The sequence below is a fragment of the Nonomuraea sp. NPDC049152 genome, assembly GCF_040648355.1.
Lineage (GTDB): Bacteria > Actinomycetota > Actinomycetes > Streptosporangiales > Streptosporangiaceae > Nonomuraea.
On the sequence record NZ_JBEZDO010000011.1, the window covers coordinates 18,633 to 37,037 of the forward strand.

An 18,405-nucleotide genomic window follows, 5' to 3' on the forward strand; every position below is an offset into this window, starting at 1 on the left:
CGCCCCGCCCTAGAGGAGGGCCGCGAAGGCGTCGGCGCTGTCGGGGTGGGCGGCCAGCAGTGCCGCGACCTCGACGTACTCGGCGCCCGCACCCTCACCCGCGCCTCCGCCCTGCCGCCACTCGCCCGAGCAGCCGAGCACGGCGGCGACGGCGTCCGTGGCCGCGGGATGGGCGGCCAGCAGCTCGCTGACCGGACCCGCCGCCACGAGCGCGGACGACGACGGCGCAGCCGCCTGCGTCGACCACGGCGGCACCCATGCGTCGACCGCGGCCAGCGTCCCGGGGAAGGTACGGCCCGCCTCGCGCACCAGCGCGGGCACGAGCTCGGGAGCCTCCTTGCGCAGGGCGGCGATCAGCTTCGGCAGCCACGGGAGCAGCACGTCGTCGGGCAGCCGCCCGAACGCGTTCGACAGCACCTCGACCACGAAGGACGTCAGCACGGGAGCGGACTCCAGCGCCTGCACGAAGCCGGAGACGTAGAGCGGCACCGACGGCACGACGAGCGGGTTGTCCAGGAGTTCGTCGGTGAGCGCGCGCAGCCCGGCCATGGACAGCAGCCCGAGCTGGAACTTCGCCGTCCACAGCAGCGCCACCTTCGCAGGAGCCTCGGGATGCGACTGCTGCACCGCGAGCTCCAGCTGCGCCCTGTCACAGCCCAGGGACAGCGCGAGACTCTCCATGGAGAACAGGAACCCGAGCATCGCGCCGACCTGCCTGACGCCTGACTCCTCGTCGACGAAGGCCGTGGGCAGCAGCGTGCAGTAGTGCGCGTAACCCGTGGTGACGAACGCCTCGCACCAGGCGGGCAGCCCGTTGCCCGCCGACCGGTAGTAGGCCAGCAGCCGCCTGATCCTGCGCAGCACCTCCGGCGCGTCGTCGACGGTGCGTTCGGCGGACAGCAGCTCCACCGCCCGCGCCCCGAGCTCGTCGGTGAACCTGCGCCCGCCCAGGAACAGGATGGAGTCCTCGACCGCGGCGAGCACCTTGGCGGCGGTCGCCTTCTGATCCCACGCGGCCGTGCGCAGCCGCTTCTCCAGCACCTGCTCGACGGTCACGCCCTCGTAGCCGAGCTCGATCAGGTCCCGCTGGTGCTTGCCCAGCCACAGGTCCCAGCTCTCCTGGATCGACCGCTCGCCCAGCACGCGCGAGCCCATGATGGGCTTCACCGCGCCCTCGGGCAGCAGGTAGCGCAGCACCCACAGCAGGTCCGAGCACGGCACCAGCTCGGGGTTGGCGTCGAGGTTCATCAGCGCCCTGGACAGCGTGCGCTTCTCCAGGTCGAGCCCGAGCGGCGCGAGGCGGTCGAGGATGTCGCGGGCCAGCGGCGGCAGCGAGTCGTAGCCGACCTGGCCGATCCTGTCGCCGCCGAGCATGATCTCGCACAAGCGTCGCACGTCGCGCCTGCCCGGCACGACGTCCTTCTCGATGCAGGTGACGGCCGCGTCCTGGAAGTCGTACGGCGTGGGCCGTTTCCTGTTGCGCATGCCTGCCAGCAGGATCGACGTCTCGTACACGGCGATGGCGTCGGCGGTGCTGGACTGGTAACCGTTGCGGCGGGCCAGCCGTACGATGTCGACGCACCAGCCGAGAAGCTCGGCCTCGTCGAAGCCGTCGAGCGACGGCGGCTGCCGCAGGAAGCCCGACAGCCGGTCGGTGACCGGCTGGGGCGCGGCGGGCGGCTTGGCGCGGCCCTTGCGCTTGCTCCCCAGCTGGAACGGCGTGACGCCGCCGCGCTGGACCGCCTTGTCCCACGTCGCCGAGGCGATCGACACCGAGCCTGGCGCCAGCCCGAACTGCTCCTCGATCTGCGAGTGGCTGGAGGGGATGAGCCCGTACAGCCAGCGCGTCTCCGTGCGGGGGGTGATGTCGAGGTGCTCGCCCATCACCGGGCTGGCGGCGTGGAAGGCGCCGCACACGTAGAGGCATGTCGCGGGGTCGGCGCCGGTGGCGGCGAGGTGTTCGCGCATGCGGGTCCACATGTAGCGCTCGCGGTCCTCGTCGACCTCGTTGCCGTGGGGGCGCAGGCGGCGGAACAGGCTGCCGATCAGCACCATGACCTGCCGGTAGGTGTCGTAGTCCGCGCCGGAGAGCGGCTGCTCGACGTACTGGTCCCACCACTCCGACCAGTGGCGCACCTTGCCGTGGTGCAGCAGGTGCTCCTCCAGTTCGGCGAAGCGGGGGCGCAGGTCGCCGATCTCGACGCCCACGGTGTCCACGGCCTTGCCACCCCGTTCACGGGGCTCCCACTGGAAGACGTGGTCGACCGAGCGGTCCACCAGCACGATCTCGACGCCGGGCGTCTCGAGCGCGTAGGCGATGGCCTGGTACTCGGCCGAGGCCTCGGTGATGGGCGCGATCACGCTCAGGGGCGCCCACTCGGGAGGGAAGCCTTCGATGTCGGTGGCGAAGGCCTGCAACGCCACAGGGAGACGGCAGTTGACCAGCTCGTCGAGGACGGGCCGCAGGTCCTCGCACAGCTCGAGGTAGATGACCTTCGGCTGCTTCTCCCTCAGCCTGCGCACCATCGCCAGCCCGGAGGCGGGCGAGTGGTGGCAGACGGGGAAGATCTCCAGTTCCCCGGCCAGCGCCCGTTCGACGTCGTCGACCATGCCGGGCAGGATTCCGTCGCCCGCGAAGGCCTCGGCCGCCGTGGAGAGCTGCTCGCGCAGCGGGTCGAAGGGTCCGCTCATGAGAGCGTGGCGATCGCCTGACGACCGCCTTCGAGGAACTCGGGCCACTCGCCGCCGTCCTTCTTGCTGCGCGGCTCGACGATCCCGTGCAAGTACTTGTTGAGGATCGCCAGGTCCTCGGGGCTGCGCCTGGCCAGCGACGTGACGAGCGAGCCCGCCAGTGTCTGGGCGCGCAGCGTGCGGTCGCCGAAGAAGTTGCTGTGCAGGATGGCGTCCTCGAGCACGCCGATCTGCTCGGCCGTGGACAGCGCCGACTCCAGCTTCTGGTCGTCGCTGGTGGCCGAGGCGGCCGCGGCGCGCAGGTCGGAGAAGCTCTGCAGCAGGATGTCCAGCAGCGTGGGCGGCACGTCCAGCTCGATCTGGTGCCTGCGCAGCAGCTCCTTCGTGCGGAAGCGGACGATCTCCGCCTCGCTCTTCTTGTTGGTCACGACGGGGATGCGGACGAAGTTGAAACGGCGCTTCAGCGCGGAGGACAGGTCGTTGACACCTCTGTCGCGGCTGTTGGCCGTGGCGATGATCGAGAAGCCGGGCTGGGCGAAGACGATGTTGTCGTCGTCGAGCTCGGGGATGGAGACGTACTTCTCGGACAGGATCGAGATGAGCGCGTCCTGCACGTCGCTGGTGGACCTGGTCAGCTCCTCGAAGCGGCCGATCACGCCCTGCTCCATCGCCGTCATGATCGGCGAGGGGATCATCGACTCGCGGGACTGGCCCTTGGCGATGACCATGGAGACGTTCCACGAGTACTTGATGTGGTCCTCGGTGGTGCCGGCCGTACCCTGGACCACCAGTGTGGAGTTACGGCAGACGGCGGCGGCGAGCAGCTCGGCCAGCCAGCTCTTGCCCGTGCCGGGGTCGCCGATCAGCAGCAGGCCGCGGTCGGAGGCCAGCGTGACGATGGCGCGCTCGACGAAGCTGCGGTCGCCGAACCACTTCTGCGGGATCTCGCGGTCGATGCCGTCGGAGCGCTCGGAGCCGAGCACGAAGATCCGCACCATGCGGGGGCTGAGCCGCCACGAGAACGGCTTGGGGCCTTTGTCGATCGACTCCAGGTAGTCGAGCTCTTCGGCGTACTTGGTTTCAGCGGGGGCGCGCAGCAACAGGGGCTCCTAGGAGAGAAAGCTCTTGAGCTCGAACACAAGTTTGCGGATATGTCCGGAAATTACCGGAGTGCCCAGGTCCTTGAGCTTCTGGCGGAACCATGGGTCCACGCTCGCTTGACCCGAGCTGTTCACCGAACCGACGGGGATGAACTTCACCCCCGAGCGGTGGATCGCCTCGAAGTCGGTGATCAGCGACCGATTGTCATAGAAGTCGGAGATCCACACCATGACGGTGTTACGCGGATCGGTGATCTTCGGCCTGGCCAGGGCCATCGCGACCGTCCCGTCGGTGCCGCCGCCCAGCGTCGTGCGCAGCAGCACCTCGAAGGGGTCGTTCACCCACGGTGTCAGGTCGAGGGCGCGGGTGTCGTACGCGACCAGGTGCACGTCCACCTTCGGCAGTCCCGCGAAGATCGAGGCGAGGATGGTGCAGTTGACCATCGCGTCGACCATCGAGCCCGACTGGTCGACGACCACGATCATCTTCGCGGGCGTCGTCCTCTTGGCCGTGTGCCGGTAGAACAGGCGGTCGACGTACAGCCGCTCGTCCTCCGGGCTCCAGTTGGTGAGGTTCTTCCAGATCGTCCGCTCGATGTCGAGGTTGCGGAAGACGCGCTTGGGCGGCACCGACCTGTCGATCGTGCCCGCGCTGGTCTTCTCGACCTGGGTGCGCAGCACCTGGGCCACCTCGTCGACGAACCTGCGGATCAGCGCCTTGGCGTTGGCCAGCGCGACACCCGACAGGTTGGCCTTGTCGCGCAGCAGCTGCTCGATGAGCGACATGCTCGGGGTCAGCTGCTTGGCCAGCTTCGGGTCGTTCAGCACCTCTCTGAGGTGCATGCGCTTGACCAGGTCGCCCTCGATCTGACCGAGCTGGCCCGCCTCGTCGCCGATCAGCTCCTGATAGCAGGCCGCGTCCTTCTTCCACGTGGCCAGCTGGGTGGCGGTGACCGTACCCGAGCCGGTGTCGAAGACGTTGAGCAGCAGCTTGCTGACCAGGGCCGCCTTGCGGACGCTGTCCAGGTCGTGGAGGTTGTCGAGCTGGTCGCGCAGGTCAGGGAAGCGCTGCACGAGGTTGTCGATCGAGATCGACGGGTCGAGCAGCGCGGTCGGCAGCCCGAGGTCGTCCACGATGGCGACGCTGGACGACTCGAGCGAGGGCTGCTCGTCAGGCTCGAACAGCCGTGCCAGGAGGCGCCAGTAGAGCACCTGCCTTCTGTTCTCGTCGCTCATTTGCGCAGCAACCGTCCCGCTCGTTCCCTGAGCACGGTCACGGCGTCGCCCGCCTTGACGGCCTTGGGGCTGAGCGCCAGCTCCGCGTTGTGCGGCGACTTCTTGCCCTTCTGCACCGCGAGCGGCTGCAGGATCCAGCGCCCGGCGTCCCACCGCATGAGCCCGACGCACGCCGTGGCGCCCGCGGCCAGGTCCGCGGTGATCGGTCCCGCGGAGGTCAGGCCCTCGATGGTGTACTCGCCGAGCTTGCCTTCGACCAGCACCGGCTCGGCGATGCGCACCGGATGCCGCTCCAGCGGCGCCACGCCGGGCGCGACCGCCTCGGGCAGCAGCACCCTGGCCGTCACGAACGGATCGGCGATCTCCTTCAGCGTGACCCTGTCCTCCTGCCACAGCAGGTCGCCGCCGCTGAGCAGCGTCAGGTCCTTGACCTCCACGGCCCGTTGCTCGGCCAGCGCCTTCAGCAGCATCGGGTACCCGCTGAGCAGCGGCCACAGCGCGAGCCCGACGATCGTGTCGACCTTGGCGACGACCACGCTGGTGCGGACCAGCAGGTTCTGCTCGCCCGTCTCCAGCACCCCGTGGACCTGCACCTGTACGGCGGTGCCGTGCTCCTGCACCTCGACGCCGAGGATCAGCAGCCGCCCCGACACCTCCTCGGCGGCGGCGTCCGGCCAGCCGCCCTGCGACAGCAGCAGGGCCCTGGACCACAGGTCGGCCCATCGCCGCGCGGGCAGCCGATCCATCGCCGAGACGGGAGAGGAGGCGCTCAGCTCGGCGGCCAGCCCGTCGAGCAGGACGGCCAGGCGCCGCGTGGCGGGCTGGGCCAGCAGGCCCTCGACCACCTGCGAGGAGGCGGAGACCAGGTCGTGGTCGACGCCGCGCCAGCCGGTGATCGCCAGCTCGCTCAACCACGACCTGCAGCTCTCGTTCTCCTGCGAGGTGTTCTCGCCCGCGGCGAAGGGGGCCCGCTTGCGGCCCAGCGCGCTGTCGAGCTGGTCGAGCAGGGCGTCGTGTACCGCGCCGAGCAGCGCGGACCTGCCACCTGCTAGCGCCGACAGGTGCTCCTCGGCGACGGAGCCCGCGGCGATCTTGTCGGTCGCCTCGGCCACGCGCGGGCCGATCGGCGTCGTGGCGAGCGCATCCGCCAGCGCCTTCAGCCGTTCTCCTCCGGACCGCGCGAGCCCGTGCGTCAGGGCCTCGTCGATCCCGGTCACGACCTCGAGGGCCTCTTCGACTCCCTGCGGGGGAGCGTCCAGTCGCATCAACGGAACCAATGCATCTCGGGGACGGGCATGGTGGACTCCGGCACTTCCAGGTAGGCCAGATGGCGCAGGAAGCGGCTGAACACCATGGCCGCGGGAGCGGGCTCGTGCCGGCCTTCCAGCTTGCGGATCAGATACTCGCCCTCGCCGACCTCGACGCGCAGGTACCTGGCGACCCGGTCGAGGCCGTACTGCACGATCGCCTCGTCGACGAGCGCGTCCAGGTGCTTGCACGGCCCGCCGTACAGGCCGCCGCACGGGCGGTTGTTGTTCGTACTGCAGTTGAACTCATGGGTCGTCGCGGCGATCGACGAGACGTACACCCTCGCGATGTCGGACCCGCTCGACACCACGCCCTGCAGCCGCCCGTCCGCCAGTTCGACGAAGGGCACCTTGGCGAGTTTGCGTGGTTGCACGGGCGAGATCACCCGTACCGCACTGCTTATTTCCCACGCGGGACTGTCCGCGTTCACGTCCTCGACCTCCGGCCTTTTCGGCTTGTGGGCGATCAGTGATCCGAGAACTTACCCCATTCCCGATACGTCCGGACACGCTTCTCGATCATGCGATTAAGCCAGTAATGCTACTCTAGGACATGAGAAACTAGAAAAGCGCTTCTGCGCCGACCGGAGAATCGCTTCTCGACCTCGCGGCGCTGAGGGCCGACACGCCGGGCTGCGAGAAGGTCGTCCACTTCAACAACGCGGGCTGCGGCCTGCTCGCCCGCCCCGTCCTCCGGGCCATGGTCGACCACCTCGACCTGGAGGCGACGATCGGCGGCTACGAGGCCTCGGCCGCCATGGCCGAGCAGGTCCGCGACTTCTACGCCGCCATCGCCGACCTCATCGGGTGCCGCCCGGAGAACATCGCCTTCGCCGGCAGCGCCACCCACGCCTACACCAAGGCGCTGTCGGCGATCGCCTTCGAGGCGGGCGACGTCATCCTCACCACGCGCAACGACTTCATCTCCAACCAGATCGCCTTCATGGCGCTGCGCAAGCGCTTCGGCGTCAGGGTCGTGCACGCGCCCGACCACCCCGACGGCGGCGGCGTCGACGTCGAGGCGATGGCCGCGCTCATGCGCGAGCTCCGCCCCAGGCTGGTGGCCGTCACCCACGTGCCCACCAACTCGGGCCTCGTCCAGCCGATCGCCGAGCTCGGCCGCCACTGCCGCGAGCTCGGCCTGCTCTACCTCGTCGACGCCTGCCAGTCGGTCGGCCAGTACCCGATCGACGTCGAGGAGATCGGCTGCGACCTGCTCACCGCCACCTGCCGCAAGTTCCTGCGCGGGCCGCGGGGCTCGGGCTTCCTCTACGTCTCCGACCGGGTCCTGCGCGAGGGCTACGAGCCGCTGTTCATCGACATGTACGGCGCGCGCTGGGTCGAGGCCGACCGCTACCAGCCGGTCGACACCGCCGCCCGCTTCGAGGAGTGGGAATTCCCCTACTCCACGCTGCTCGGCTGCGCAGCCGCCGCCCGCTACGCGCTGGCCGTCGGTCTCGAACCCATCTCCCTGCGCACGCCCGCCCTCGCCGCGCGGCTACGCGATCGGCTGGCCGCCGTCCCCGGCGTCCGCACCCTCGACAGAGGACCGAGCCCCGCCGCGCTGGTCACCTTCGAGATCGAAGGATGGCGGCCGCAGCCGTTCAAACAGGCGATGGACGAGCGCGGCATCAACTCGGCGCTCAGCTTCCGTGAGTTCGCCCAGTACGACTTCGCGGACAAGGACGTCGAGTGGGCGCTACGCCTGTCACCCCACTACTACAACACCGAGGAGGAGGTCGACAGGGTGGCCGCCGCGGTCGCCGAGCTGGCCAGGTCCTGATCGCGCCGGGGCCGGCCGAGCCCCAGCGCGCGCCGCAGGAACTCCAGCTGGTGGACCAGGAGGTTCTCCGCCATCGCCAGGTGCGTCGCCCTGGGCAGCGGCAGCACCTCGTGCGGCCTGCCCGCCTCCAGCAGCGCGGCCGACATCCTGAGCGTGTGGGCCGCCACCACGTTGTCGTCGGCCAGGCCGTGCACCAGCAACAGCGGACGGCTCAGCGACGCCGCCTCCTTGATCGGTGAGCTGCGGTCGTAGGCCTCGGGGTGGTCGTCGGGGTGACCGAGGTGGCGTTCGCGGAAGTGGGTGTCGTACAGGCGCTGGTCGGTGACAGGCGCACCGGCCACCGCCGCGTGGAAGACGTCCGGCCTGCGCAGCACGGCCATGGTCGCCAGGAAGCCGCCGAACGACCAGCCGCGGACGCCCACTCTGGTCAGGTCGAGGCAGGGGCGCAGCCTCGACGCCTCGTGCAGCCCTGCCACCTGGTCGTCGAGCACGGGACCCGCGAGGTCGAGGTGGATCTCCCTCTCCCACGCGGGCCCGCGACCCGGCGTGCCCCTGCCGTCCACCGCGAGGACGGCGAAGCCCTGCTCGGCGAACCACTGCGAGACGTAGACCGGCCAGGACAGCGACGCGGTCACCTTGCGCATGGCGGGCCCGCCGTACGGGTCCATCAGCACGGGCAGCGAGCCGTCTCCCTCGCGATGCCACGACGGCAGGAACAGGGCGGCGCGCAGGGCCCTGGGGCCGAGGCTGAGCAGCTCCATCCGGGGGTCGAGCACCGGACGCTCGCCGTGCGAGACGATCTCCAGCTCGGCCCCTTCGCGCAGGACCGTGACACGCTCGCCCTTCGTCGTGCGGGAGACGAGGACCGTGGCGCCACCCCGCAGGGCGCCGCCGTGGACGCCCGGCTCGCCACTGAGCCGCCGCAGGCCGCGGTCGGGGTCGTGCGCCCACAGATGCGTCTCGGTCGGCTCGTCCGACGCGGTGAACAGGACGGTCTCGCCGTCCACGGCGAGGACGGCGTGGAGCTGGAGCCCGTCAGGCGTGACGGGCCGCCCCTCCCTCAGCAGCCTGCGCGTGTCGTCGAGGTCGGCGCAGGTCAGCAGCGCGCCGGACGCCGTGCGCGCGGGCAGTCCTTCGACGAGCGTCACCCATGCCGCGTCGCGCCGCTCGGAGAGCACCTCGACGGCGCCCGTCGCGGCGTCGACGCCGAGCACCTGGACGTGCCGCTGGTCGCGGCTCTGGACGGCGGCGAACGGACCCGTGGCGTCCCAGCCCGCGGCGGTCAGGTACTCGAACCCCTCCGTGTCCCACCGTACGGCGACGCGCCCGCCGTCCACCCCCACGATCCACAGGCTCACCTCCGCGTTGGCGGTGCCCACCGAGGGATAGCGGATCGCGACGGGCGGCCTGGACGGGTCGGCGGGATCGGACAGGTACCAGCGCTGGACGGGAGCGGTGTCCACCCTGGCGACCAGGATCGAGCGGCCGTCGGGCGCCCACCAGTGGCCGCGGCGCCTGCCCATGGACTCGGCCGCGACGTGCTCGGCGAGTCCGTAGGTGACCTCGGCTCCCTCGGGCGCCGCGATCGCGCGGTCGGCGGTGCCGTCGGCCTCCACCACGCGCAGCGCGCCGCCGCTGACGTAGGCGATCCGCCGGCCCGCCGGGTCGGGGCGCGGGTCTGCGACCGGTTCGGCGGTGGGAAGGCGGCGAACCTCGCCGTCAGCGGTCCTGACCGTCCACAGCCGCCCCGACAGCGCGAAGACCAGGAGCTCGCAGGCGCGGTCGGCAGCGTAGGCGACGATGCCCGACGACAGTTCGCGAGCGCGCTCGCGGCGGGTCCGCTCCTCCGGCGAGAGCCGCTCCTCCTCGCCGTCCAGGAGGGCCGTCGGGTCGGCGAGGAGCCGCTCCTCCCTCATCGCGACGTCCAGGGCCCACAGGCAGGAGACGGGATCGTCGCCCGCCCTGCTGCGCAGGAAGAAGACGGTGCCGCCGTCGGGCGAGACGGTGAGAGCTCCCGGGGCGCCGAGCGTGAAGCGCCTGGTGCGGGCGAGCTGGCGGGGCAGTGATGTGCTGGTCATTCCACTTCCTTCGTCGTCACGTAGAAAGCAGAATGGCCGCCCCCGTCACACGGGAAGCGGCCTCACTGGTCACTTCACTTTACCACGGTCTGCGATCTCTCCCGTCACCCCATGAGTGGCGCCGCCGTCCGGCCCCAGCTCTTCAGGTCTCTCCCATAGACACGGAGCAGCAGCAGGGCCGCGTCGTCGTGCAGCGGGGCGTCGACGTGCGCGACCAGGTCGACGCGCAGGGCCTCGAGCGCCGCCTCAGGGTTGTCCTCCTTCAGCAGGAAGGCCCGTTCGGCCAGCGGATAGAACCTGCCCTCGGGGTCGCGCGCCTCGATGACCCCGTCGGTGTAGAGCAGCATCTGGTCACCAGGGCGGAACAGGACCCTGTGCGGCAGGGGGCCCTCGACGTCGAGCACTCCCATGCCGAGCGGCGGTGCGGTCTCCTTGGGCTCGGCGAAGCGGACGCTGCCGTCGGAGTGCAGGATCAGCGGCGCGGGGTGCCCGTAGTTCAGCAGCGTCATCGTGCCGTCGGAGCTTGCCTCCAGCAGGACGGCGGTGACGAAGTCCTCGCCTTCGAGCCGTCTGTTGAGCGCCTTCTCCAGGCGGGTGCTGACCCCCAGCAGGTCGGGCTCGTCGTGGGCGGCCTCGCGGAAGGCGGCGAGGACGAGAGCCGCGGTCTCCACCGCCTCCAGGCCCTTGCCCTGCACGTCGCCGACGATGACCCTGACGCCCTTCGGGCCCGACACGACCTCGTACAGGTCACCGCCGATGCGCGCGTCCGCCGCGGCCGAGGTGTAGGAGACCGCGACCCGCAGGTGTCCCACCCGCCGCGGCACGGGACGCAGCAGCACCCGCTGCGCCACCTCGGCGACCGAGCGCACGTTGGCCAGCTCGCGTTCGCGCCGCTGCCTGCCGATCGTGGCGAACAGGCTCGCCGCGGTGACGCCCGCGATGACCAGCAGGCTCTGATAGCTCTGGCGCGATCCGATCAGGTTGTCGTAGACGGCTAGCAGCAGGGAGAGCACGAGCCCTATCACCCCGATGAGCACGGTGCGCCTGACGCTTCCCACGACGCTGGCGAAGGCCGGGCCGAGCGCCAGCAGGGACAGGAATCCGAATTCGGGCCCTGACGCCAGGTCGACCACCGTCACGATCGCCATCATGACGTACGGCAGCGCGGTCATGATCAGGTGTGCCGCGCGGTTCCCCGCGGCACCTGCCCCTGGTCCTGCCATCGCGCTCCTCCTGAACCCCCTGGTCAACTCCACTCAACCGCCGACCAGACTTTCCGGCACACCACGGCCGTTGCAACAAGCGACAAAGAGAGCGGAAAGCTCGCCGCGATGAAGTAGGAACTACCCGGGAGGAAAGGTGATAGGCCGGTCTCCCTCCCCCCAAGGCTGACCACCTGTTCGGCATGCTGGGCCATGCCCAGGCCATCCGGCGGGATCGGCCGGATGGGCGGGCCCGCGGGACGAAAGGGCGCCGCCCCTGGGACAGGAGCGGCGCCGGGTCGTACGGGGCTACTGGCGGGTTATCATGACGTCGTCGACGCCCGCCTCCACCAGGCTCGCTCCCAACGCGTCGGCCGCCTCGAACACGACGCGGACGGTCTGCCCCGCGAACGCCGAGATGTCGGCGGTGGACGCCGCCCATCCGCCATCGCGGTCCGAAGCGGCGCCCAGCTGCTGGAACACCGTGGTGGTCGTGCCGCCCACGACCTTCACCCTGAAGAAGTCGGCGCTGGAGGCGTTGCTGCCGTGCGCCAGGTACCACGAGAACGACACCCGCAGCACGCCACTGGCAGGCAGCGTGACCGGAGGCGACTGGATCGAGGTGAGGCCGCCGTCGACGTCGTGGTCGCCCGCGCTCGCTCCCGCCAGCCGTCCGGTGACCAGGTCGTTGACGCCGCTCACCGTGGTGCCCACCTGCTTGGTCCCGCTGGAGGTGGTGGCCTCGGGGTCGCCGCGCTCCCAGAGCCCCGTGGCGGCGGTGTCGGTGCCGTTCGGGTTGGCGGTCCAGCCCGTGGCGGTCTCGAAGTCGTCGGACCACACGGTCACCGGAGGCACGGCCGTGGCGATCGTCCACACGGCGTAGGCGATCGCGTCGGCGTTGCGGTCCAGCGCCGTGTCGTTGATGTTGGCCGTAGTGTCGCACGACCGGTGGTAGCAGGGGTCGAAGGCCTGCCCCGCCGTACCGCCCCAGAGCTGGGCCTGGGCGCTGGACTTGATGCCTTCGGCGCCGGTGAAGGTGCCGCCCGCGGGGATGCCGCGGGAGATGAACGGCCCGTAGTCCGAGCGGCCGTCGAAATCGGTGCCCCTGGTCGGCACGCCGATCGAGGCGAAGTAGTCCTGCAGCGTCCGCTCCAGCTCGGCCGAGCCCGTCGGGCCGGGACCGGATCCGACGCCGTCGGAGTTGTCGCCGTCGTAGACGAAGTAGCCGGCGTTCGGCGAGCCGACCATGTCGAAGTTCAGATACCCCTTGATCTTCGCGCGGTCGGTGGTCGACAGGTTGTTGACGTAGAACTGGGAGCCGCGCAGCCCGAGCTCCTCCGCGCCCCACCAGGCGAACCGCAGGTGCTTGGTCGGCTGTAACGCCTGGCGCGACACCTCCAGCGCGTTCTCCAGGATCGAGGCGCTGCCCGAGCCGTTGTCGTTGATGCCGGGCCCCGCCGTCACGCTGTCGAGGTGGGCGCCGACCATGAGGACGTCGTCGGGGTTGCCGCCCGGCCAGTCGGCGATGACGTTGTAGCCCGTCGCGCCGTTGTAGGTGAACGACTGCAGCGCGGTCTGGAATCCGGCCGCGTCGAGCTGGGCTTTGACGTAGTTGGCCGAGGCCAGGTAGCCGGGACGGCCGTGGGCGCGGTTGCCGCCGTTGGCGGAGGCGATGGACTGCAGCTGGCCGAGGTGGGCCTTCACGTTGGCCAGCGAGATGTTCGGCGGCGCCAGCCGGACGGCCGCCGCCGAAGCGGTCGGGATGAGGGGCGCGGCCAGCGCGAGCGCGGCGGCCACGACGAGGATGCGGGACTTCATCGGTTCCTCCGTGGGGGGTGGACAGAGGGTGCGATGGAGGGAGGGCGGTTGCGTGGGAGACCGCCCTCCCTCACGGGCGCTGTCAGCTCGCGGCGCTGCCGGTAGCCGTCCGTACGGCGGCGCGGGCCGCCGAGGCGGCCTCCCTGCCGGGGATGTCGCGCGTGTTGAAGGCGTAGCGGGCGACGGAGTCGGCGATCGCGTCGGCGTTGACGTCGAGCGCGGTCGCGTTCACGTTGGCGACGGTGTCGCACGCCTGGTGGTAGCAGACGTCGTAGGCGACGCCCGCCGTACCGCCGAACATGGCGGCCTCCTCGGCGGTCTTGAGCTGCTCGGCGCCGGTGAAGATGCCGCCCGACGGGATGCCGACCGCGATGAACGGGCCGTAGTCGGAGCGGCCGTCGAAGTCGGTGCCGACGGTGGGCAGGCTCCGGCCGGTGAAGAAGGCCTTCAACTGCCGCTCGATCTCAGCCGATCCGGGCGGGCCCGCAGGGGAGCCGGTGCTGTCGGAGTCGTCGCCGTCGTACAGCTTGTAGGCGTAGTTGGGCGAGGCGACCATGTCGAAGTTCAGGTAGAGCTTGACCCGGTCGCGCTGTGCCTGGGGCAGCTTCTCGACGTACTGGTCGGAGCCGAGCAGGCCGATCTCCTCCGCTGCCCAGAAGGCGAAGCGCACCTTGTTGCGCACCGGGAAGTGCCTCATCTGCAGGGCGGTCTCCAGGATGGCGGCGGACCCCGAGCCGTTGTCGTTGATGCCGGGCCCCTCGGGCACGCTGTCGAGGTGCGCGCCGGCCATGACGACGTTGTTCGGGTCGCCGAACCTGCTCTCGGCGATCACGTTCTCGTTGGTGCCGAGGACGAGGGTGGCGTCGACCTTGAGGCGGACGCCGGCGCCCGGCGTGCCGGCCAGCGCGTTGCCGACGGCGAAGTCGGCGAAGACCATCGGTACCCCTGCCCGCCATTCGCCGAGGTCGAGGGGGAAGGCCTCCGTCCTGCCCGGCTGGCCCTCGTTGAAGACGATGATCCCTGACGCGCCCGCGGCGCCCGCGTTGCGGACCTTGGTGGCGAACGGGCAGGTGCCGCGCTGGATGAGCGCGATACGGCCCGCGACGAAGCCCGAGAAGTCGGACATCTCGCAGCCGCTCGTGGAGGTCGGCGTCGGCGTGGGCGGCAGCGTCAGGTCCACGCCCTGGACCTGCGCGGTGACGTCGCCCGCCGGAGAGGGCTGGAAGGTGAAGAAGTCCTCGTTCGGCACGTAGGAGCCCAGCACCGGCGGGGAGTTCTCGGTCCAGCTGTCGACGTAGTTGATCGGCTGGAGCGTGACCTTGTAGCCGGCCTTGCGCAGCTTGCCCGCCACGTAGTCGCGGGAGGCGTCGTAGCCGGGGGTTCCCGCGGCCCGGGTGCCGCCGTTGGCGGTGGCGATGGCCTGGAAGGCGTCCAGGTGCTTCTTGACGTTCGCGCCCTTGACCTGCTTGACCAGCAGCTTCGCGAAGACGTCGTCGACCGGGGCGGCTCCGGCGGGGGTGGACAGGGAGAGCGGTAGCGCGAGGGCCGCGGCCACGGTGATGGCCTTGCGGAAGGATAAGTGCATCAGGCTCCTCCAAGAGACCACGCGTAAGCAAGATCCCCCGAGCTCACGCCTTTTGGAACGTACCTCGTTTGCCGATACGCGCCTAGGGCCCAGATCCGGCTCCTCGTCACCCTCCGTAGGCTCTGGGCTCAAGATAGCGACGCGACAATGGGTATGAGGCAGGTGAATGCCGAACGAAGGTGCCGCTATGAACGATTCCACCGGAATCGAGGACATGCTCACCGGACTGCTGGAGGCCAACCATCTGGCGCCACTGGAGCAGCTGCCGTCTCTGGTGAGCCTGTACGCGGCCCGCGCGGGACTGGACCCCGTCCTGATCTACGTGACCGATCTCCAGCAGTGCGTGCTGCGCCTGCTGACGGGGCACGGCGAGGACACCGGCTCGTACCCGGCGGAGCTCGACATCGACGCCACCCTGGCGGGGCGGGCCTTCCAGGAGGTCCGCATCCTGGCCAAGGCCACTCCCGGCGGCGGCACCACCGACTGGTGGGTGCCCATCCTGGACGGCACCGAACGGCTGGGCGTCCTGCGGGTCACCATCCCCGAAGGGCGCAAAGAGGCCGAGGACGCCATGCGGCCACTGGCGTCACTGGTGGCGCTCCTGGTGGTCAGCCACCGCGCCCACAGCGACTCCTACGCGCGCCTGGTCCGCTCCCGGCCGATGAACGTGGCCGCCGAACTGCAGTGGCGGCTCATGCCGCCGTTGACCTTCGCCACCCACAGGGTGACCGTGAGCGCCCTGATGGAGCCCGCCTACGAGGTCGGCGGTGACGCCTTCGACTACGCCATCGCCGGCGACATCCTGCACCTCGCGGTCTTCGACGCCATGGGCCACGACGTCTCCGCCGGGTTGACCGCCACCCTGGCCATGGCGGCCTGCCGTAACCATCGCCGCCACGACATGTCGCTGGCCCCCAACACGGAGGCGATCGAGCGGGTCCTGATCGAGGAGTTCGGGCGCAGCACACGCTACGTGACGGCGGTCGTCGCCGACCTGGACCTCAACACCGGCCTGCTCACCTGGGTCAACCGCGGCCACCACCCGCCGATCATCATCCGCGGCGGCCGCTGGACCGTCACGCTGGAGTGCCCTCCCGCCCACCCCATGGGTCTGGACCTCGGCCTTCCCATCTTCCTGTGCAGGGAACAGCTGGAGCCGGGCGACAGGCTCCTGCTCTACACCGACGGCATCATCGAGGCAGGCGGCCGCGAGGGGAAGGAGTTCGGCCTGGACAGGTTCGTCGACTTCATCATCCGCCACAACACCGCCGACCTCCCCGTGCCCGAAACCCTCCGTCGCCTGGTCAAGAGCATCATGACCCTCCGGGACGGCCGGCTCGACGACGACGCCACGGTCCTGCTCGCCGAGTGGTACGGCCCCGCCGACCGCCGACTCCGTCTGTAGCGTCATCGGTCCAGCCTGGCCTGGAGGCCGTCGAGGAGCCGATCGAGCCCGTAGATGAAGTTCTCCTCGCGGACCTTCGCCGCTCAGGCCGCCACCGCCGTACACACCGAGAAAGAACAGCCCACCGGGCCGGATCAGCCGGTGGATGGCGTCCAGCACCGCAGGCAGATCACAGGTGGCACGTGCAGCGGACAGACCCGATCGGGCGCCGATCTCCAGCCGCCTACAGCCGCCGCGCGAGGATCAGCTCTCCAGGTAGTGCAGGACCGCCGCGACCCTGCGATCCAGCTGGTCGGTGGGGGCCAGATCGAGCTTGGCGAAGATGCTGCGGATGTGCTTCTGTACGGCGCCGTCGCTCACCACCAGCCGCTCGGCGATGGCGGTGTTGCCCAGCCCCTCGGCCATGAGCGCGAGCACCTCGCGCTCCCTGACGGTCAGCCGCTCCAACGGGTCGCTACGGCGGGCGAAGAGCTGGCTGACGACCTCGGGGTCCATCGCGGTGCCGCCCGACGCCACCCGCCGCAGCGCGTCCAGGAACTCCTCGACCCTGCCCACCCGCTCCTTGAGCAGGTAGCCCACCCCATGGGCGCCCTCGGCCAGCAGGCTGGTGGCGAACGCCTGTTCGACATACGCCGACAGCACCAGTACGGCCAGCTCCGGGTGCAGCCGCCTGGCCTTGACCGCGGCCCTGATGCCCTCGTCGGTGTGAGTGGGCGGCATCCGCACGTCCACCACCGCCACGTCGGGGTGGTGCTCGGCGACCGCGGACAGGAACCCGTCGGCGTCGGGCGTGGCGGCAACCACCTCCAGCCCCTCCCCGGTCAGCAGCAACGCGAGGCCCTCGCGCAGCAGCGCGTCATCCTCGGCGATCACGATCCGCATGGCAACTCCACTTCGATCCTGGTGGGCCCGCCCTGAGGGCTGGTCAGTGTGACGACGCCGTCATGCGCCTCGACCCTGCGGCGGATACCGGCGAGCCCGGTCCCTCCCCCGCCTTCGACGGCCCCGCCCATGCCGTCGTCGGTCACCACGACACGCAGCAGGTCGCCGTCGCGGCTCAGCGTCACGTGGGCCCGCTGGGCGCCGCTGTGCTTGGCCACGTTGGTCAGCGCCTCGGCGACGGTGAAGTAGGCGGTCGTCTCCGCCGAGAGCGGCAGTTGCCCCAGCTCGCCCACCGCCAGCCCGCAGGGCACCGCGCTGCCCGCCGCCAACGCGCTCAGCGCCCCGTCCAGCCCCCTGTCCTCCAGGATGGGCGGGAGGATGCCGCGCACGACACCGCGCAGCTCGGCCAGTGCCTGCTCGGCGGCGCTCTGCGCGCGGTCGAGCGCGAGCTCCACCAATGCGGGGTCGCGGGCCAGCGCCCGCCTGACCGCGGCGACCATGACGACCACGGCGACCAGCCGGTTCTGCGCGCCGTCGTGCAACGACCGCTCGATCCTGCGCAGCTCGGCGGCGTGCGCCCGCAACGCGCCCGCCCGCGTGGCCGTGAGCCGGGCGACCCGCTGCGACAGGTCGATCGACGGGTGCGGGCCGAGCAGCCGTATCCCGGACCTGGCCTGCGATCGCGCCATCCGGGGGCCGAGGACTATGACGATCACCTGAACGATCACGGCTCCCAGGGCCACCGCCAGCATCGCGGGCCAGGTCGTCACCGGAACGCCGAAGCTGGTGACCCACATGTCGGGAGGCAGCAACCGCCACCACAGCGGGAAGGTCGCCTCGCGCAACGTGATCATCGGCAGGATGACGGCGATCAGGCCGAGGAACAGACCGACCGTGCCGTGGACGGCCAGCCAGCTCAGGTCGCGAAGCGTCGCGGGGTCGGCACGGGCGGCCCGCAGCCTGGCCGTCCAGCCCACTGGAGCCTCCCCCAACGGGTAGGGACTCACCACCTCGAGCCCCCAGCGGTTCAGCCGCCCGCGCTCCCGCTCGGCCACCGCCCTGGTCAGCGCCAGCATCGCCGGGAGCAACAGCAGCCCCACGCCCACGGCGCAGGCCGCCCCCACCAGAACCCAGGAGACGAGCGCCGCCAGGGCGAGGAAAGCGGTGCCGAGGCCGCCTGCCAGGCGTTCAAGCGCCTCGAAGGCGTCACGGGTCATTCCATGACCCTAGGACAGAGCGGCCGGTCGGATCACTACAGCCTGCACTACCGGCTTTTGGGTTGCTGGCGGGGTTTCCGCAGGTGAAGCGGGTTCTTAGG

General features: G+C 70.6%; 13 protein-coding genes. 2 read left to right on the forward strand and 11 right to left on the reverse strand.

The window, feature by feature from the left end; translation table 11 throughout:
- Nucleotides 1–9: 9 nt before the first annotated feature.
- The 5 genes from AB0B45_RS21035 to AB0B45_RS21055 are packed head-to-tail and all read right to left on the reverse strand — an operon-like array spanning nt 10 to nt 6,765.
- Nucleotides 10–2,691 (reverse strand): DUF5682 family protein, encoded by a 2,682-nt coding sequence (locus tag AB0B45_RS21035; RefSeq protein ID WP_358132778.1) that lies wholly within the window; start codon nt 2,689–2,691, stop codon nt 10–12.
- Nucleotides 2,688–3,791 (reverse strand): AAA family ATPase, encoded by a 1,104-nt coding sequence (locus tag AB0B45_RS21040; RefSeq protein WP_358132779.1) that lies wholly within the window; start codon nt 3,789–3,791, stop codon nt 2,688–2,690. The genes AB0B45_RS21035 and AB0B45_RS21040 overlap by 4 nt, the downstream gene beginning before the upstream one ends.
- Nucleotides 3,792–3,800: 9 nt before the next feature.
- On the reverse strand, nt 3,801–5,027 hold the full coding sequence (locus AB0B45_RS21045) for a VWA domain-containing protein (protein ID WP_358132781.1): 1,227 nt from the start codon (nt 5,025–5,027) through the stop codon (nt 3,801–3,803).
- Nucleotides 5,024–6,292, reverse strand: coding sequence for a hypothetical protein (locus tag AB0B45_RS21050; RefSeq protein ID WP_358132782.1), 1,269 nt, complete (start codon nt 6,290–6,292; stop codon nt 5,024–5,026). Before AB0B45_RS21050 ends, AB0B45_RS21045 begins: the two co-directional genes overlap by 4 nt.
- Nucleotides 6,292–6,765, reverse strand: a complete 474-nt coding sequence (locus AB0B45_RS21055) for a hypothetical protein (protein WP_358132784.1) — start codon at nt 6,763–6,765, stop codon at nt 6,292–6,294. Before AB0B45_RS21055 ends, AB0B45_RS21050 begins: the two co-directional genes overlap by 1 nt.
- Before the next feature lie 269 nt (nt 6,766–7,034).
- Between AB0B45_RS21055 and AB0B45_RS21060 the strand changes: the two genes are divergently transcribed.
- On the forward strand, nt 7,035–8,117 hold the full coding sequence (locus AB0B45_RS21060) for an aminotransferase class V-fold PLP-dependent enzyme (RefSeq protein WP_358132786.1): 1,083 nt from the start codon (nt 7,035–7,037) through the stop codon (nt 8,115–8,117).
- Here the strand turns inward: AB0B45_RS21060 and AB0B45_RS21065 are convergent.
- The 4 genes from AB0B45_RS21065 to AB0B45_RS21080 form a co-directional block, all read right to left on the reverse strand.
- The gene (locus tag AB0B45_RS21065; protein ID WP_358132788.1) at nt 8,054–10,195 is read right to left on the reverse strand and encodes a prolyl oligopeptidase family serine peptidase; all 2,142 of its coding nucleotides are present in this window, start codon (nt 10,193–10,195) and stop codon (nt 8,054–8,056) included. The two genes, AB0B45_RS21060 and AB0B45_RS21065, sit on opposite strands and share 64 nt — an antisense overlap.
- 104 nt (nt 10,196–10,299) lie before the next feature.
- Nucleotides 10,300–11,418 (reverse strand): PP2C family protein-serine/threonine phosphatase, encoded by a 1,119-nt coding sequence (locus AB0B45_RS21070; RefSeq protein ID WP_358132790.1) that lies wholly within the window; start codon nt 11,416–11,418, stop codon nt 10,300–10,302.
- Nucleotides 11,419–11,706: 288 nt separating this feature from the next.
- On the reverse strand, nt 11,707–13,215 hold the full coding sequence (locus AB0B45_RS21075; protein ID WP_358132792.1) for a M28 family peptidase: 1,509 nt from the start codon (nt 13,213–13,215) through the stop codon (nt 11,707–11,709).
- 82 nt (nt 13,216–13,297) lie between these two features.
- On the reverse strand, nt 13,298–14,800 hold the full coding sequence (locus AB0B45_RS21080) for a M28 family metallopeptidase (protein WP_358132794.1): 1,503 nt from the start codon (nt 14,798–14,800) through the stop codon (nt 13,298–13,300).
- Nucleotides 14,801–14,987: 187 nt separating this feature from the next.
- Here AB0B45_RS21080 and AB0B45_RS21085 point away from each other — a divergent pair, with 187 nt between their 5' ends.
- Nucleotides 14,988–16,205: a PP2C family protein-serine/threonine phosphatase gene (locus tag AB0B45_RS21085; protein ID WP_358132796.1), complete on the forward strand. Its 1,218-nt coding sequence runs from the start codon at nt 14,988–14,990 to the stop codon at nt 16,203–16,205.
- A 243-nt stretch (nt 16,206–16,448) separates the two neighbouring features.
- Here the strand turns inward: AB0B45_RS21085 and AB0B45_RS21090 are convergent, their stop codons facing one another.
- The gene (locus AB0B45_RS21090; protein ID WP_358132799.1) at nt 16,449–17,087 is read right to left on the reverse strand and encodes a response regulator transcription factor; all 639 of its coding nucleotides are present in this window, start codon (nt 17,085–17,087) and stop codon (nt 16,449–16,451) included.
- On the reverse strand, nt 17,075–18,304 hold the full coding sequence (locus AB0B45_RS21095) for a sensor domain-containing protein (protein ID WP_358132801.1): 1,230 nt from the start codon (nt 18,302–18,304) through the stop codon (nt 17,075–17,077). Before AB0B45_RS21095 ends, AB0B45_RS21090 begins: the two co-directional genes overlap by 13 nt.
- Between the last annotated feature and the right edge of the window lie 101 nt (nt 18,305–18,405).